Genomic DNA, 14296 nt, shown 5'->3' on the forward strand with positions numbered 1-14296 from the left:
GTGACGTTCGCGGCGGCTGATCCGCCCCGCGCCGGCGTGCTGCTGGTGTGGACGCCGGACGGGCCGGGGTGGGAGTCGTTGGCGGTGCCGCCGGTCGGGGCGGTGACCATGGTGCCGGTCCGGTCGGTGCCGATGACCGAGGCGGTGGCGTTGCTGCTGGCGGTGCCGGCCGACGCGCATCCGACGGCGCTGTTCTGGTCGGCCGCCGTGCGGGAGGCCCTGCACCTGGCCGCCCGGGGCCTGCTGTGGCCGTCGGTGACCGACGGCGGGCACGACACGTGGCGGCTGGGGCCGTACGGGCCGGCCGACGAGCAGCGGCTGCGGGACCTGGCCGCCGCGATGCCGGCGGCGGCGCGGGCGCTACCGGACCGGCACGGGCGGCTACCGGCGGCGGTGACGCTGCTGCGCGGGTTCTGGGACGCGGTCGCCGACACCCTCCCCCGCCCCGACCCGTCCGCTGACCCGGACCCGGCTGCCGGTCCGAGGTCGGGGGCCGACCCGGGTCCGGGTGGTGGTCGGGAGACCATCGACGACGGCGGGCGGCCGTGGGCGCAGGGGCCGCCGGTACGCCTCGGCGCGCACCTGCGCCCGTGGGCCACCCGGGCGTACGCCGACGCGACGGTCCGGTTGTCGCTGCGGCTGGAACCGGCCGGCGGCGCACCCGACGGGCCGTGGCGGGCCGTGGCGCAGGTCCACCACCGCGCCGACCCCGGTCTGCTGGCCGACGCGGTGGCGCTGTGGCGGGGCCCGGTGCCCGGGTTCCCGGCGGAGTCGACCGCCGCGGTGGCGCTGGCCCTGCGGCACGCCGCCGGGGTGTGGCCGCCGCTGGCCGCGCTGCTCGACGACGCCGTCCCGCCGCCGCTGCCGCTGTCCGACGACGACCTGGCCGACCTGGCCGGTCCCGCCGGGCGGCGGCTGACCGACGCGGGCGTGCCGGTGCACTGGCCGGCCACCGTCGACCGGGGACTGGCCGCCGGGGTGCGGCTACGCTCCCCGGCCGGCCCGGGGCTGTTCGCCGACCCGGCCGGCTGGGGCCTGGACTGGCAGGTCACCCTGCACGGCAGTGCGCTGTCCGACGCCGAACTGGAGGAACTGACCCGGGCCCGCCGCCCGGTGGTGCGGCTACGGGAAGGGTGGGTGCTGGTCCCCCCGGACCTGGCCCGCCGGGCCCGCCGGCCGGCGTTGACGCCGGTGACCGGCATGGCCGCGGTACGGGCCGCGCTGACCGGGACGCTGCGGGTGCGCGGGGAAACCGTGCCGGTGTCCGTCACCGGAGGGCTGGCCGAGCTGCGCGACACCCTGCGCCGGCCACCCACCGCGCCGGTGCCGGTGCCGGCCGGGCTGGCCGCCACCCTGCGCGACTACCAGCGGGCCGGCCTGACCTGGCTGGCCCGGCTGACCGGGCTGGGCCTGGGTGGCTGCCTCGCCGACGACATGGGCCTCGGTAAGACCGTCACGCTGATCGGGTTGCACCTGCACCGGCAGACCGACCCGGGGACCGCCGGGCCGACCCTGGTGGTCTGCCCGGCGTCGCTGCTGGGCAACTGGGAACGGGAGGTGGGCCGGTTCGCGCCCGGCACCCCGGTACGCCGCTTCCACGGTCCCCGCCGCACCCTGGACGTGCCGGCCGGCGGGATCGTGCTCACCACGTACGGGACGCTGCGCCGCGACGCCGACCGGCTGGCCGGGCGGCCCTGGTCGCTGCTGGTCGCCGACGAGGCGCAGCAGGTCAAGAACCCGACCGCCGGGGCGGCGCGGGCGTTGCGTACCGTGCCGGCCGCCGCGCGGGTGGCGCTCACCGGCACCCCGGTGGAGAACGATCTCACCGACCTGTGGGCGATCCTGGACTGGACCACCCCCGGGCTGCTGGGTGGGCGGGCCGCGTTCCGGGACCGCTGGGTGCGGCCGGTGCAGACCGACCGGGACCCGGCCGCCGGGCGGGACCTGGCCCGGCTGGTCGGGCCGTTCGTGCTGCGCCGCCGCAAGAGCGACCCGGGCATCGCCCCCGAGCTGCCCGCCAAGACCGTCACCGACCATCCGGTGTCGCTCACCGCCGAGCAGGCCACCCTGTACCAGGCGACGGTGCGGGAACTGCTCGCGGTGATCGCCGAGCGGGACGGGCCGGCCCGGCGGGGGCTGGTGATGCGGCTGCTCACCGGGCTGAAGCAGATCTGCAACCATCCCGCCCAGTACCTGCGGGAGACGACGCCGCGGCTGGCCGGGCGGTCCGGGAAACTGGCGCTGCTCGACGACCTGCTCGACGGGATCCTGCCGGCCGGCGGGACGGTGCTGGTGTTCACCCAGTACGTGGCGATGGGGCGGCTGCTGCGCCGGCATCTGGCCGGCCGGGGGGTGGACGCGCCGCTGCTGCACGGCGGGCTGCCGGTCGCCGCCCGGGACGATCTCGTCGCCCGGTTCTGCGCCGGCGCGACACCGGTGTTCCTGCTGTCGTTGACCGCCGCCGGCACCGGACTGAACCTGACCCGCGCCGACCATGTCGTGCACTACGACCGGTGGTGGAACCCGGCCGTGGAGGACCAGGCCACCGACCGGGCGTACCGGATCGGGCAGACCCGCCCGGTGCAGGTGCACCGGCTGGTGTGCGTGGGCACCGTGGAGGAACGGGTCGCCGCGCTGCTGGCCGGCAAACGGGACCTCGCCGAGACGGTCCTCGACACCGGTCCGCGGGCGTTGAGTGACCTCGACGACGACCGGCTGGCCGACCTGGTGCGGTGGGACGGGGAGCCGGAGTGACCGCCCGTGGTTTCGCCGCGCTCGCGGCCGGACCGGCCCGTCGGGTCCGCTCGTGGTGGGCGACCGGATGGCTGCGTACCTGGGACGATCTGGCGTGGGATCCGCAGCCGATGCGTCGGGGCCGCCGGTACGCCCGCGCCGGCCACGTCGGGCCGGTCACCGTCAGCGTCGGTCGGGTCAGCGCCGTCGTGCACGACGGCGACCCGGACCGGGCGTACCGGGCGGTGGTCCGGGTGGCCGTGCTGTCCGACGCCGACTGGGCGCGGGTCGTCGGCGCGGTCGCCGACCGGGCCGGGCACCTGGCGGCGCTGCTGGCGCGGCAGCTGCCCGACGCGCTCGGCGACGACGCCGGGGTGCCGCTGTCGCCAGGGCCCGGCGACCTGACCCCGGACTGTGAGTGCCCGGACTGGGAGCATCCGTGCCGGCACGTGGCCGCGCTCGCCACCCAGGTGGGTTGGCTGTTGGACACCGACCCGTTCCTGCTGCTGCTGATGCGGGGCCGTGACGAGGTGGCGTTGCTGGCCGCCGTGCACGCGCACACCGCCGACGCCGGCCGGTCCGGCGCGGCCGTCCGCGCCGTCGACGCCGGTTCCGTCACCGTCGGGCGGTCCGCCGGGACCGGGCCGGCCGGGGCCGCGACGCCGTCGGCCGGGGACGACCCACGGCAGGTGTTCGCGACGCCGCCGGCGGCGCTGCCCGTCCCCGCCGGAGCGGTGGACGGGCAGGTCACGCTTCCGCTGGTCGCCCCGGCCGACGGTGTCGACCCGCAGCGGCTACGGGACCTGGTGGCGGTGGGTGCCGCGCGGGCCGCCGCGCTGCTCGCCGAATTCGGTGGCCGGGACGATCCCCGGGCGGCGACCATGACGGGTTCCGTCCGCGCGATCGAAGGAGAACCCATCCATGTACCCGATGATGCAGGCCCACGCTGACGGGATGCTCGACGTCGGTGACGGCCACCAGGTGTACTGGCAGGTCGGCGGGAACCCGGACGGGAAACCGGCGGTGGTGCTGCACGGCGGACCGGGTTCGGGGTGCACGCCGGGCTGGGCCACGCTGTTCGACCCGGCCCGGTACCGGATCGTCTTCCTCGACCAGCGGGGCTGCGGGCGCAGCACCCCGCACGCCGGTGACCCGGCGGTGGACCTGTCCACCAACACCACCGACCATCTGGTCGCCGACGTGGAACGGCTGCGGGAGCACCTGGGGGTGGACCGGTGGCTGGTGCTCGGCGCGTCGTGGGGCAGCGCCCTGGCCCTGACGTACGCGCAGCGCCACCCGCGGCGGGTGTCGGAGGTGGTGGTGTACAGCGTGACGTTGGCGCGGCGGCGGGACATCGAGTGGATCACCCGGGACATGGGGCGGGTGTTCCCGGAGGCGTGGGCGCGGTTCCGCGACGGGGTGCCGCCGGCCGACCGGGACGGCTGCCTGGCCGACGCGTACGCCCGGCTGCTGGTCGACGCGGACCCGGCGGTACGGGAGCGGGCGGCCCGCGACTGGTGCGACTGGGAGGACACCCACGTGGCGACGGTGCCCGGTCACCGGCCGGACCCGAAGTTCGCCGAACCGGAGTTCCGGATGGTGTTCGCGCGGCTGGTCACCCACTACTGGCGGCACGGCTGTTTCCTGGCCGACGGGGAACTGCTGCGCGGCGCGCACCGGCTGGCCGGGATCCCGGGGGTGCTGGTGCACGGCCGGCTCGACGTCAGCAGTCCCGTGGACGGTCCGTGGCGGTTGGCGCAGGCGTGGCCGGACGCCCGGCTGACCGTGCTGGACGCCGACGGGCACGGGTCGCGGGGGCCGGGGATGACCGGGACGGTGATCGCCGCGCTGGACGCCTTCGCCGCCGCCGGCTGACCACCGGGCGGGCTCCGTCCGGTGGGGGCCGGTTGCGGGCGGCCCGCCGGTCCGGGTAGCGGACCGGGCGGGGTCAGTCGCCGGTCCGGGCGGCACGTGCCGGGGCTGCCGCCTCAGCGGCCCCGGCGGCCGGGGTGACCCTGGTGGTGGCTCTGCCGGTCAGGGCGGCACGCAGCGGGGCCGCCTTGGCGGCGGCTTCGGCGACCTCGGCGGTCGGGTCGCTGTCCCAGGTGATGCCGCCGCCGGCCCACAGGTGCAGCCGCTGGCCGTCGGCGGCGGCGGTGCGGATGGTCAGGCCCAGATCGACCCGGTCCGGGCCGACCCAGCCGAGCGCGCCCATGCCGGCGCCCCGGCCGACCGGTTCCAGGGCGGCGATCTCGGCGAGGGCGGCGAGTTTCGGCGCGCCGGTGACCGACCCGCCGGGGCACACCGCGCGCAGCAGGTCGGCCAGGCCGAGGCCGTCGGCGAGAGCGGCCGACACCGTCGACTCGGCCTGCCACAGGTCGCACCAGCGGCGCACGGCGAACAGGTCGTCAACGCGGACGCTGCCGGTGCGGGCGACCCGGGCCAGGTCGTTGCGTTCCAGATCGACGATCATGACGTGTTCGGCGCGTTCCTTGGCGGAGGCGAGCAGCTCCCGGCGGCCGGCGGCGGTGGCCGGTCGGGTGCCCTTGATCGGGCGGGTGACGGCCCGGCCGGCGTGCACCTCGACGAGGGTTTCCGGGGAGGCGCAGCCGATCGCCCAGCCGTCGCCGTGCAGGACGCCGCCGTAGCGGGCGCCGGGCAGCGCGCCGAGGCGGGCCAGGGCGGGCAGCGGGTCGCCGGTGTAGTCGGCGGCGGCGTGGCCGACCAGGTTGACCTGGTACACGTCGCCGCGGGCGATGGCGGCGCGGACGGCGTCGACGGCGGCGGCGTGCCGGGCCGGGGTCCAGCTGGGCTGCCACGGGCCGAGCCACCACGGGCCGCCCGCCGGTGCCGGCGCAGGCCGGCCGGTGTGGCCGTACACGACCACGGCGACCTCGGGCAGCGCGGGCGCGGGGCTGGGTGGGCCGGGCGGACCGCCGGCCATCAGCGCGCCGGCCGTGGCCGACACGTACAGCGACGCGCCGCAGACGCCGCCGGGCCGGTGCCGGCCGGGTCGGGTCAGGTCGGTCACCCCGGGCAGGCCGTGCGCGGCGAGGAAGTCCTGGACGAGGCGGGCCGGGTCGCCGCCGTCGGCGGGTCGCCACTGCAGGCGGGCCCGCTCGACGAGGACGCGGCGGCACCCGGGCGGGGCGGCCGGCGCGTCGATCAGCCGCCGTGGGAGCGTTTCCACGCCGACCGGCCCATGCTGCATCGTCCGTTCAGAGGATTTAGGGGCAACTCTGTCCGTTGCTTGTCGATGCGGTGCGCTTCCGCTTGGTACTGTGCGTCACTGGTCATGTGAACCATGACACAGTGCCCCCACAGTCCGGAGAACCCGATGTGCCAGCACCAACCCACCTGCCCCTCCGCTGAGGCGACCGACCGGGAAGCCGCCCGGATCCTCGCCTGCTTCCCCGAGCAGGGCTGGAGCCTGCTCTGCAACGGGGTGATCGTGTTCGAGGACACCGGCGAACTACTCCCCGACGGCCGCACCATCGCCCCGCACCGCGGGCCCGCCCGCCACGCTCTCGTCGCCTGACGGTCACCGACCGTCAACCAGCCGGCGGCACGCGGGACCAGGCTAGCTCCCGACGTGACCGCCGTGCCGGCCGGGGCGGCACCCGTCCCGGCCGGACCGCCGACGTCACTGCGCGAACGCCTCCGGCGCCGGACACGAACACACCAGGTTCCGGTCGCCGTACGCGCCGTCGACCCGCCGCACCGGCGGCCAGTACTTCCCGGCCCGGTCCACCCCGGCCGGATAGCCGCCCACCGACCGCGGGTACGGGTGCGGCCAGTCGTCCGCCGACACCATCGCCGCGGTGTGCGGGGCGTTCGACAGCGGACTGTCCCCCACCGGCCACTGGCCCGCGCCGACCTTGTCGATCTCCGCCCGGATCGCGATCATCGCGTCGCAGAACCGGTCCAGCTCGGCCAGGTCCTCGCTTTCGGTGGGCTCCACCATCAGCGTCCCCGCCACCGGGAACGACATCGTCGGCGCGTGGAACCCGTAGTCGATCAGCCGCTTCGCCACGTCGTCCACGCTCACCCCGGTCGCCTTCGTCACCGGCCGCAGGTCCAGGATGCACTCATGCGCCACCAGGCCCTTGTTGCCGGCGTACAGCACCGGGTAGTGCGCGCGCAGCCGCGCCGCCACGTAGTTCGCCGCGAGGACCGCCACCCCGGTCGCCCGGGCCAGCCCGTCGGCGCCCATCATCCGCAGGTACGCCCACGGGATCGGCAGGATCCCCGCCGACCCGAACGGGGCCGCCGCGATCGCCGGCCGACCGTCGGCGCCCGTGCCCGGCAGGTACGCCGCCAGATGCGCCCGCACCGCCACCGGACCCACCCCCGGGCCGCCACCACCGTGCGGGATGCAGAACGTCTTGTGCAGGTTCAGGTGCGACACGTCCGCCCCGAACCGGCCCGGCCGGGCGTACCCGACCAGGGCGTTGAGGTTCGCGCCGTCGACGTACACCTGACCGCCGGCGTCGTGGACCTTCGCGCACAGCTGCGCGATCCCGGTCTCGTACACGCCGTGCGTCGACGGGTACGTCACCATGATCGCCGCCAGGGCGTCCCGATGCTGGTCGATCTTCGCGTCCAGGTCGACCAGGTCGACGTTGCCGTCGGCGTCACAGCCGACCACCACCACCCGCATCCCGGCCATCACCGCCGACGCGGCGTTGGTGCCGTGCGCCGACGACGGGATCAGACACACGTCCCGGTGCCCCTCGCCCCGGTCCCGGTGGTACGCGCGGATCGCCAGCAGCCCGGCCAACTCCCCCTGCGACCCGGCGTTGGGCTGCACACTGACCGCGTCGTAGCCGGTCACCTCGGCCAGCCACCCCTCCAGCTGGCCGATCAGCTCCCGGTACCCGGCGGTCTGCTCGGCCGGCGCGAACGGGTGCAGGTGCGCGAACTCCGGCCAGCTCACCGGCTCCATCTCGGTGGTCGCGTTCAGTTTCATCGTGCACGACCCCAACGGGATCATGCCCCGGTCCAGGGCGTAGTCGACGTCCGCGAGCCGACGAAGGTACCGCAGCATCGCCGTCTCCGACCGGTGCGCGTGGAACACCGGATGGGTCAGGAAGTCCGAGGTACGCGCCAGCGCCCGCGGCAGCGCCGCCGGCACCGGCCCGGACACCGGCGCGACGCCGAACGCCGCCCACACCGACTCCAGGTGCCCGTCGGTGGTGGTCTCGTCGCAGGAGATTCCCACCCGGTCGGCGTCGACCAGCCGCAGGTTCACCCCCCGCGCCCGCGCCGCCGCCACCACCTCGGCGGCCCGCCCCGGAACCCGGGCGGTCACCGTGTCGAAGAACCCGCCGTCGGGCACGTCCACCCCGCCGGCGCGCAACCCGGCCGCCAGCCGCGCCGCCATGCCGTGCGTGCGGCCGGCGATGGCGCGCAGCCCGTCCGGGCCGTGGTAGACGGCGTACATGCCGGCCATCACCGCCAGCAGCACCTGCGCGGTGCAGATGTTGCTGGTCGCCTTCTCCCGCCGGATGTGCTGCTCACGGGTCTGCAACGCCAGCCGGTACGCGGGGTCACCGGCGGCGTCCTTCGACACCCCGACCAGCCGGCCCGGCAGCATCCGCTCCAGCCCCGACCGGACCGCCAGGTAGCCGGCGTGCGGGCCACCGAACCCCATCGGCACCCCGAACCGCTGGCTGGTGCCGGCGGCGATGTCCGCGCCGATCTCGCCCGGGGGCCGCAGCACCGTCAACGCCAGCAGGTCCGCCGCCACCGTCACCAGCGCGCCCGCCGCGTGCGCCGCCGCCACCAGGGCGGTGTGGTCCCGGACCGCCCCCGACGCCCCCGGGTACTGCAGGTGCAGCCCGAAGAACTCCGCCGGCAGCTCGTCGGTGTCGACGTCGACCACCCGTACCTCGATACCGAGCGGCTCGGCCCGGCCGGCGATCACCGCCAGGGTCTGCGGCAGGGTGTCCGCGTCGACCACGTACACGTTGCTGCGGGTCTTCGCGGCCCGCCGGGCCAGGGTCATCGCCTCCGCCGCCGCGGTGCCCTCGTCGAGCATCGACGCGTTCGCCGTCGCCAGCCCGGTCAGGTCGGTCACCACGGTCTGGAAGTTCAGCAGCGCCTCCAACCGGCCCTGGCTGATCTCCGGCTGGTACGGGGTGTAGGCGGTGTACCAGGCCGGGTTCTCCAGCACGTTGCGGCGGATCACCGCCGGGGTGTGCGTACCGTGATAGCCGAGCCCGATCATCGACACCGCGACGGTGTTGCGGGCGGCCAGGGCCCGCAGCTCGGCGATCGCCTCCTGCTCGCTGGCCGCCGCCGGCAGGTCCAGCCGGCCGTGCCAGCGGATCACCTCCGGGATGGCCGCGTCCATCAACTCCTCGACGGAGCCGTAACCCACCGTGTCCAACATCCGGCGTTCGCTGTCCGGATCGGGACCGATGTGACGGTCGGCGAACTGCTCTACGGTCATGGGCTGCGCTCCCGGGGGCCAGGTCGACGGATCGGCCTCCCCCTCTGTCGCGCCCGGGTACGGCGCTCCACAGTGCCTGCCCACGAGGTCCTTTTGCCTGAGAGGTTCCGGGGAGGGGTTGCCCCTTCGGCGCCGCCCGAGCCTTCCGGGCGGTCTCTCCCACGTGGGTGGTACCGGCGTGGTCAACGCTACCAGCGTCGGTGCCGACGGGCGTGTCGTCCCCGGCCTGAGGTGGTCAGGACAGCACGCCCGCGGGCGTACCGGCCACCCGGTCCGCCAGCGCCGGCAGCAGCCGGCCCAGCGGCGCGTCCACCGTCACCGCCGCGTACCCGTCGCCACGGGTCGCCCCCTGGTTGACGATCACCACCGGAATGTCCCGTTTCGCCGCGCGGAGCACGAACCGGCGACCCGACATCACCGTCAACGACGACCCCAGCACCAGCACCGACCGGGCCCGCTCCACCAGGGCGAAACAGTGCGCCACCCGGGGCGCGGGCACCGTCTCCCCGAAAAACACCACATCCGGTTTGAGCATCCCGGTACGGCAGAACCCGCAGTCGACGACCCGGAACCGGGCCACCGCCGCGTCGGCGAGATCCACGTCACCGTCCGGGTTCACCGCGGTCACCGCGGCGGCGAAGTCGGGGTTGGCCTGCCGCAACCTTCGGTCCAGTTCCTCCCGTGACGTCCGGTTGCCGCAGTCCAGGCAGACCACCTCGTCGAGCCGGCCGTGCAACTCCACCACGTCCGGGCTGCCCGCCGCGGTGTGCAGCCCGTCGACGTTCTGGGTGATCACCGCGTCGACCAGGCCGGCGTGCTGCAGGCGGGCCACCGCCCGGTGCCCGTCGTTCGGCGCGGCCCGCGCGATCATCCGCCACCCCAGGTGGCTCCGCGCCCAGTACCGCCGCCGCGCGTCGGCGTCCCGGGTGAACGTCTGGTACGTCATCGGAGTGTGCCGGCGGGCCACCCCGCTCGGCCCCCGGTAGTCCGGGATCCCCGACTCGGTGGACAGCCCCGCCCCGGACAGCACCACCACCCCACCGGCGGCCACCAGCCCGGCCAGCACGTCGATCTTCTCCGTCACCCGTCCATGCTGCCTCACCCCGACCGGCAGCGGCCACGTCGACGAGACCCGGTGGCGACGATGAGGCACCGGGCACCCGGAGCGACCGGTGGTGCGGCGGCGGGGCCGACCCGCCGGCACCGGCGCGACACCGTACCGGCCGGCGGGTGCGTCGCCGGTGGCGCCGGGCCCGGCTGGTCGGCCGGCCCGGCACCACCGGCCGCGTCACCGTGGCGACGGGTAGTGGCGGGGCGCCACCGCCGGCTGCCCACCCGCCGTCATGTGCCCCGGCCCGCCGGCGGGCACCTGACCCGGCCCCGGCGCGCCCGCCGGGAGCTGCCCGGCGGCCAGCCGTTCCATCGTCCGCGCCAGGTTCTCACTGCCGTCGGCCAACTGCCGGGCCGCCGACTGCATGTGCGAGATCATCATCTCGCCGTAGATCCGCAGCGCCTCCCGGGTCGCGACCGAATCGTCGAACTGCGGACCGGCCGACCGGCGGTAGTCCTGCACCGCCCGCTCCGCCTCCTGCCGGGCCTCCTCCGCCGCCGCCTGCAGGTAACTCTCGTACTGCATCCGCGCGTACTCGGCCACCCGGCGGGCGTAGTCGTGCGCCTGCGCGATGATCTGCTCCGCCTCCCGCTGCGCGGCCGAGAGCAGGTTCACCTCCTTCGCCGCCGGCGCCGCCGGCCCGGCACTCGGGATCACCCCGTGCCGGTGCAGCTCCACCCGGTCGTTGAGGCGCTCGTTCTCCGCCCGCAGGGTGGCGATCTGCGCGGCCAGCAGATCCAACTCGTCGGCCACCTGCATCCGGAACCGGTCCACGTCCTGGTGGTCGTAGCCGCGCCGGGTGAACGACGCCGACCCGAACTCCCACCGACGCACCCGGTCCGCGGTCATCCGCACCTGCGGACCGGACACCGCCACCTGCACACCGTCGTACCCACTGATCGGGGTCGCGCTCACCGGACACCTCCGGAATCGTCTCCAGGCGGGGTCGAATCCACCGCCGTCCGCCACGCCGGCCCGTACCAGTGCTTACCGAGCCCCTCATGGTGCACCTGACCGGCGTGGTAACCCGCCCCGGCCAGCGTCTGCACCGTACGCCCCACCATCTCGTCGGAGCCGCACACGTACACGTGCCGGGACCGCCAGTCCCCGTCGGCGAGCGCCCGGTCCACCACCTGCGCCACCTCACCGGGCCGACGCGGATCCATGCCCACCACCTGCGTCACCGTCAACCACGGGTACGCGGCGGTGAACTTGTCGACCGTGTCACCGTCGTAGAACTCGAACCGGGACCGCGCCCCCACGTACAGATCGACCCGGCGGCGTGAACCCTCCGCCGCGACCTGCTCCACCAGCGCCTTCACCGGCGCCCAGCCGGTACCGGCGGCCAGCAGCAGCAGATCCGCCCCACCGGCCGGCCACAACGTCAACCGGTCCCCCACCGGCGCGGCCAGATGGATCTGGTCACCCACCGAACACCCGTACACCAGCCGGGAACTCACCGCCCCACCCGGCGCGGCCCGCACGTGCAGCTCCAGGGTGCCGTCCGGGCGGGGCGCGTTCGCGGGCGAGTAGTACCGCCACGCCCGCACCGCCGGATGGGACACCCCGATCGACTGGCCCGGCGTGAACGGCAACAGGTACTGCGGACGCACCGTCAGCACCGCCACGTCGAACGTGCGCCGCTCATGCCCGACGATCTCCGCCACCCACCACGGCGGGTTGACCTGCTCGGCGGCCTGCGCCGCCTCGATCATCACCTGCGACACCAGCCCGTACGCGCCCGCCCAGTCCCGGGACAGCTCCTCGGTCCACTGGTCACCCAGGAAGTGCCGCAGCGTCGCCAGCAGCGCGTCGCCCACCGCCGGATAGTGTTCGGCGCGTACCGCGAACTTGCGGTGGTCGGCGCCCAGGTCCCGCAGGAACCCGGTCAACCGGTCCACCTGGTCCACGTTGGACACGATGTGCCCCAGCGCCGTCACCAGCCGGTCCCGCTGCCCCGCCATGTTCGTCGGGAACATCTGCCGGGTCTCCGGATGCGACAGGAACAGCGCCGAATAGAAGTAGAGCGGAACCTGGTCACCGTACGCCGCGACCTGATGCCAGCTCTGCTTGAGCCGCGCGACGTCCACGCTCAGACACCCGGACGGTGCCCGGCGGCCACCACCTGGTCGCGCACCTGCGCCAACACCACACCCACGTGGTCCAGCACGTCCACCGGCACACCCAGCTGCGTCAACACCGCCACCAGATGCCCACCCACCCGCTGGTAGTGCGCCTCGGTGATCCCCAACGGCTGGTGCGCCTCGGCCAGACCCCGGCCGGCGTACTCGTTCGGACCACCCAGCACCACCGTCAACATCAACGCCAGGTGCCGCCGCTGGCCCACCATGTCCACGTCGGCGAAGTAGCCGGCCAGCTCCGGGTCGACCAGGACCCGGTCGTAGAACAGGTCCACAGCGGCCTTCACGGACGCCGCACCACCGATGCGCTCGTAGTACGACGGGGTGGTCTGTTCGGTAACCGTCACGGTGATTCCTTCCGGGAGGGGAAACAGCGCGGTCCACCGGCGGGCCCCCCTCGGGGGCGGCCGGGGCCACCACCAGGCAACCCCAGGCCACACCAGTTGACCGTGTGACGGACCATAGCGTGCCGCTGCGGACCAGCCGCGCCCGGCCTGACGGCTTCCCGGACACCGTCCGATCCGGACGGGGGACTCGGCCGTTCGGTCAGCCGGCCCGCCGTCGGGCCCGCCGCGCCGCCAACTCGTCACCCACCGCGTCCGCCCCGGCCACCGCCGGTTCCTCGCCACCGGCCACCGCGGGCTCCGCCGGCAGATGCGACAACGAACCCTCGATCTCCTTGAAGGCCCCGCCGATCGCGATCCCGAACACCCCCTGGCCACCCTGCAACAGGTCGACCACCTCCTCCGGGGACCGGCACTCGTACACCGTCGTCCCGTCGGAGATCAACGTGATGCCCGCCAGGTCACCCACCCCCCGCGACCGCAGCGCCTCGATCGCCTTGCGGATGTTCTGCAGGGACACCCCCGCGTCCAACAGCCGCTTCACGACCTTCAACACCACCAGGTCCCGGAACGAGTACAGCCGGGACGTACCCGACCCCGACGCGTCCCGCACACTCGGCACCACCAGCGCCGTCCGCGCCCAGTAGTCCAACTGCCGGTAGCTGATCCCCACCGCCGCGCAGGCCGTCACGCCCCGGTAACCCACCGAACCGTCACCCTCAGTCGCCGACCGTGGCCCTGGATCACCGGGGCCCTGCGACGCCGTACCCGGATCCGAATCTCGTGGCCCGTGCATCCCGACAACCTCCCCGCCCGTGCGGTGACACGTCGTTATCTGGGACGTGCACCCCTCGACACCGCAACCCTATAGCGCGGTTCAGGGGTTACCGGGCAAGCGCGGACGCGACACGCCGAGGATCACCCGCGCCTCACACACCGTGACCGCCGTGATCCACCGCCGGCCCGCACCCGCCGACACCGGGCCGGCACCGCCGGTCAGCCGGCGAAATCCTCCGGACGCACCTGGTCCAGGAACTCGCGGAACTTCTCCACCTCGTCCTCCTGCTCGTCGGGAATCACGATCCCCGCCTCGCTGAGGACCTGCTCGGCACAACGAATCGGCGCACCCACCCGCAACGCCAACGCGATCGAATCACTCGGCCGGGCCGACACCCGCAACCCGTCACCGATCAGCAGATCCGCGTAGAAGACGTTCTCCTTCAGCTCGGTGATCTCCACCGCCCGCAACGGCGCCTTCAACGCCGCCAACACGTCCCGCAGCAGATCGTGCGTCAACGGCCGGGCCGTCTTCACGCCCTGCTGCTCGTAGGCGATCGCCGTGGCCTCGACCGCACCGATCCAGATCGGCAGATAGCGGTCGCCCTCGACCTCCCGGAGCAGGACGATCGGCTGGTTGGTGGGCAGTTCCACCCGAACCCCGACCACGCTCAGCTCGCGCACCGCCGCCTCCGTGTCGTTGTCACCTACGCCGCACCCGCCCTCCCTGCACGGT

11 protein-coding genes, 1 pseudogene and 1 riboswitch are annotated in these 14296 nt (G+C 74.7%); of the genes and pseudogenes, 4 read left to right on the forward strand and 8 right to left on the reverse strand.

Going from position 1 to position 14296, the window contains the following annotated elements; translation table 11 throughout:
- The 3 genes from PVK37_RS22215 to pip are packed head-to-tail and all read left to right on the forward strand — an operon-like array spanning window position 1 to window position 4608.
- Complete coding sequence (locus PVK37_RS22215; RefSeq protein WP_275029581.1) at window positions 1-2754, forward strand: DEAD/DEAH box helicase; 2754 nt, start codon at window positions 1-3, stop codon at window positions 2752-2754.
- Window positions 2751-3683 (forward strand): SWIM zinc finger family protein, encoded by a 933-nt coding sequence (locus tag PVK37_RS22220; RefSeq protein ID WP_275029582.1) that lies wholly within the window; start codon window positions 2751-2753, stop codon window positions 3681-3683. Before PVK37_RS22215 ends, PVK37_RS22220 begins: the two co-directional genes overlap by 4 nt.
- Window positions 3655-4608 carry a prolyl aminopeptidase gene (pip, locus tag PVK37_RS22225; protein WP_275029584.1) on the forward strand — a complete coding sequence of 318 codons (954 nt, stop codon included), beginning with the start codon at window positions 3655-3657 and terminating at the stop codon, window positions 4606-4608. The genes PVK37_RS22220 and pip overlap by 29 nt, the downstream gene beginning before the upstream one ends.
- Before the next feature lie 160 nt (window positions 4609-4768).
- On the opposite strand, the pseudogene PVK37_RS22230 reads toward pip, so the two are convergent.
- Window positions 4769-5944: pseudogene (locus PVK37_RS22230) on the reverse strand (chorismate-binding protein); the annotation flags it as partial.
- A gap of 126 nt (window positions 5945-6070) precedes the next feature.
- Between PVK37_RS22230 and PVK37_RS22235 the strand changes: the two are divergent.
- Window positions 6071-6271, forward strand: a complete 201-nt coding sequence (locus PVK37_RS22235) for a DUF5999 family protein (protein ID WP_275029585.1) — start codon at window positions 6071-6073, stop codon at window positions 6269-6271.
- Between the two features lie 105 nt (window positions 6272-6376).
- Here PVK37_RS22235 and gcvP read toward each other — a convergent pair whose 3' ends face one another.
- The 7 genes from gcvP to PVK37_RS22270 form a co-directional block, all read right to left on the reverse strand.
- Window positions 6377-9187, reverse strand: a complete 2811-nt coding sequence (gcvP, locus tag PVK37_RS22240; protein ID WP_275029586.1) for an aminomethyl-transferring glycine dehydrogenase — start codon at window positions 9185-9187, stop codon at window positions 6377-6379.
- A gap of 75 nt (window positions 9188-9262) precedes the next feature.
- Window positions 9263-9359, reverse strand: a riboswitch (glycine riboswitch).
- Window positions 9360-9422: 63 nt separating this feature from the next.
- Window positions 9423-10271, reverse strand: a complete 849-nt coding sequence (locus PVK37_RS22245) for an NAD-dependent protein deacetylase (protein WP_275029587.1) — start codon at window positions 10269-10271, stop codon at window positions 9423-9425.
- Between the two features lie 204 nt (window positions 10272-10475).
- Window positions 10476-11213: a DivIVA domain-containing protein gene (locus PVK37_RS22250; RefSeq protein ID WP_275029588.1), complete on the reverse strand. Its 738-nt coding sequence runs from the start codon at window positions 11211-11213 to the stop codon at window positions 10476-10478.
- Window positions 11210-12388, reverse strand: a complete 1179-nt coding sequence (locus PVK37_RS22255) for a globin domain-containing protein (RefSeq protein ID WP_275029590.1) — start codon at window positions 12386-12388, stop codon at window positions 11210-11212. The genes PVK37_RS22250 and PVK37_RS22255 overlap by 4 nt, the downstream gene beginning before the upstream one ends.
- Before the next feature lie 2 nt (window positions 12389-12390).
- Window positions 12391-12786 (reverse strand): group I truncated hemoglobin, encoded by a 396-nt coding sequence (locus PVK37_RS22260; protein ID WP_275029591.1) that lies wholly within the window; start codon window positions 12784-12786, stop codon window positions 12391-12393.
- Window positions 12787-12985: 199 nt separating this feature from the next.
- Window positions 12986-13579, reverse strand: coding sequence for a MerR family transcriptional regulator (locus PVK37_RS22265; protein WP_275029593.1), 594 nt, complete (start codon window positions 13577-13579; stop codon window positions 12986-12988).
- 200 nt (window positions 13580-13779) lie between these two features.
- The gene (locus tag PVK37_RS22270; protein WP_091641338.1) at window positions 13780-14244 is read right to left on the reverse strand and encodes a bifunctional nuclease family protein; all 465 of its coding nucleotides are present in this window, start codon (window positions 14242-14244) and stop codon (window positions 13780-13782) included.
- Between the last annotated feature and the right edge of the window lie 52 nt (window positions 14245-14296).

The sequence above is a fragment of the Micromonospora cathayae genome (assembly GCF_028993575.1).
Taxonomy (GTDB): Bacteria; Actinomycetota; Actinomycetes; order Mycobacteriales; family Micromonosporaceae; genus Micromonospora; species Micromonospora cathayae.

What these genes read in the sequence shown, in the direction of transcription:
- PVK37_RS22235 (WP_275029585.1), top strand. Translation starts at nt 6,071, where the DNA reads ATGTGCCAGCACCAACCCACCTGCCCCTCCGCTGAGGCGACCGACCGG.
- pip (WP_275029584.1), top strand. Translation starts at nt 3,655, where the DNA reads ATGTACCCGATGATGCAGGCCCACGCTGACGGGATGCTCGACGTCGGT.
- gcvP (WP_275029586.1), bottom strand. Translation starts at nt 9,187, where the DNA reads ATGACCGTAGAGCAGTTCGCCGACCGTCACATCGGTCCCGATCCGGAC.
- PVK37_RS22265 (WP_275029593.1), bottom strand. Translation starts at nt 13,579, where the DNA reads ATGCACGGGCCACGAGATTCGGATCCGGGTACGGCGTCGCAGGGCCCC.